Raw genomic sequence first — 2,697 nt, forward strand, 5'->3', positions numbered from 1 at the left:
AACCCCCGCAGGGGCCCCCCATCGCTCCGGAGCAACTTTTCAAACTTACACGCTTGGCATTTGGTTGTCCAATCGGCCCGGTCCGCACCCCCTGGGGGGCTCCGGGGTCATCCGGCGGGGACCTTGGGCTGCTCGACTTCCCGTCCAGCGCGGAAATTAACATTACCACTGTTGGTGCGGCATGTAAATTCCGCGTGAACTCCCGGCCTGCCGGGAGCCCACGCGGCCGGCGGCGTCCGGAACAGCTGTCCGTCCGGACGCCGCCAGGTTACTTCGCCGGCTTCAGGTACAGCACGGCCAGCGGCGGAACCCTGAGGACCGCCGAAGCCGGGAACCCGTTCCATGCCCCCTCGGCCGCAGCCACCGGCTGCGGGTTGCCCACGCCGGAGCCGCCGTACTCCGGGTTGTCGGTGTTGAGCACCTCGGTCCAGGACCCCGCCCAGGGCAGGCCGACCCGGAAATCCTCGTGCGGATGCCCGGCAAAGTTGGCGATGCATACCAGCGGGTTGCCGTGCCGGTCCCAGCGGATGAAGGACAGCGTGTTCCGCGCCCCGTCGGAAGCGTCGATCCACTGGAAGCCGGCCGGTTCGTTGTCCCGCTCGTACAGCGCCGGGGTCCCGCGGTAGGTCCGGTTCAGCTCGCCGACCAGCCGCTGCAGTCCGCGGTGCGGGGCGTTCTCGGCCAGCCACCAGTCCAGCCCGTGCTGTTCGGACCATTCGGTTTCCTGGCCGAACTCGGTGCCCATGAAGATCAGCTGCTTGCCCGGGTGCGCCCACTGGAAGGCCAGGTAGGCACGCAGATTGGCCAACTGCTTCCAGCGGTCCCCGGGCATCTTGGCCAGCATCGACCCCTTGCCGTGCACCACTTCGTCATGGCTGATCGGCAGCAGGAAGTTCTCGGTGAAGGCATAAACCATCGAGAACGTGGCCTTGTCGTGGTGGTACATCCGGTACATCGGGTCCTCGGAAATGTACTGGAGCGTGTCGTGCATCCACCCCATGTTCCATTTCAGCCCGAAGCCCAGCCCGCCGGTGGAGGTCGGCCGGGTCACGCCGGGGAACGCCGTGGACTCCTCCGCGATGGTGACGATCCCGGGCACCCGCTTGTACGCGGTGGCGTTGACTTCCTGCAGGAAGGAAATGGCCTCCAGGTTCTCGCGGCCGCCATGGACATTCGGGAACCACTGGCCTTCCTGGCGGGAGTAGTCGCGGTAGAGCATGGAGGCCACAGCGTCGACCCGCAGGCCGTCCACGTGGAACTCCTCCAGCCAGTACAGGGCGTTGGCCACCAGGAAGTTGCGCACCTCGGTCCGGCCGAAGTCGAAGATCAGCGTGCCCCAGTCCGGGTGCTCGCCCAGCCGGGGGTCCGAGTGCTCGTACAGCGGCTCGCCGTCGAACCGCGCCAGCGCCCAGGAGTCCTTCGGGAAGTGCGCCGGGACCCAGTCCACGATCACCCCGATGCCGGCCTGGTGCAGCTGGTCCACCAGGTACTTGAAGTCGTCCGGGTGGCCGAAGCGGGACGTCGGCGCGTAGTACGAGGTGACCTGGTAGCCCCAGGAGCCGCCGAACGGGTGCTCGGCCACGGGCATGAACTCCACGTGCGTGAAGCCCAGTTCCTTGACATAGGCCACCAGCTCCTCGGCCAGTTCGCGGTAGCCCAGGCCCAGCCGCCAGGAGCCCAGGTGGACTTCGTAGACGCTCATCGGCGCATTATGCGGGTCCTGCTGCGCACGCCGGGCCATCCAGGCCTCGTCGCCGAAGACATAACGCGATTCCACCACCCGGGATCCGGTCAGCGGCGGCACTTCGGCCCACCGGGCCATCGGATCTGCCTTCTCGTGCCAGTGTCCGTCCTTGCCCAGCAGCTCGAACTTGTAGATGGCTCCGGCTTCGACGCCCGGAATGAACAGCTCCCAGACCCCGGACCCGCCCAGCGAGCGCATGGCGTGGAGCGAGCCGTCCCAGCCGTTGAACTCCCCCTTGACCCGCACGGCCCGGGCGTTGGGGGCCCAGACGGCGAAGCTCGTACCGGAAATGTTCCCCAGCGTGGAGTTGTAGCGCCGGACGTGGGCGCCGAGTGCCTGCCAGAGCATCTCGTGCCGTCCCTCGCCGATCAGGTGCAGGTCCAGCTCCCCCAGGGTGGGCAGGTAACGGTAGGGGTCATCCACGAGCTCCGGCTCCCCGCCCGGGTAGGTGATCTCGATCCGGTAGTCCGGGACATGGCCGCGCCGTTCGGGCTCCACCACGGCCACCCAGATGCCCTCGTATTCGTGCCGCATGGGAACGCGGGCCGAGGCGGTGATCAGCGTCACGGTCTCGGCCATCCGCCGCAGCGTGCGGACCGTAACGTGGCCGTGGTCGTCCAGGTGGGCGCCGAGCACGGCGTGCGGCTGGTAGTAGCTGCCGTGCGCCACCGCGGCGAGGACGTGCTCGTCCACGTGGATGGGTGCGCTGGAACCGGCCGGCGGGATCACCGGCGGGGTGCCGGTAACCGGCGCCGCTTGGGGTTCCAGCGCCGGCACAGGGGCCGGCACCTGCGGGGCGGCATCGGGCACGACGGCGGCGGGCGCGGCAGCGGGGAAGTCGCCGGCTACCGGCTCCAGGCCGGCCGCCGAACCGCCTGCCGGCCGCGGCGCGGCAGCCTGCCCGCCGGTCCCGCCCTTCGTGTCCGGGCCCTTCGTGTCCGGGCCCTTCGTGT

At 69.0% G+C, this 2,697-nt stretch carries 1 protein-coding gene; it reads right to left on the minus strand.

Annotation, left to right across the window (positions count from 1 at the left end; all coding sequences use genetic code 11):
• Positions 1-268: 268 nt before the first annotated feature.
• On the minus strand, positions 269-2,697 hold a 2,429-nt coding region (glgB, locus tag HGG74_RS17520), incomplete at its 5' end, for a 1,4-alpha-glucan branching protein GlgB (RefSeq protein ID WP_246263011.1).

This window comes from Arthrobacter mobilis (assembly GCF_012395835.1).
Lineage (GTDB): Bacteria > Actinomycetota > Actinomycetes > Actinomycetales > Micrococcaceae > Crystallibacter > Crystallibacter mobilis.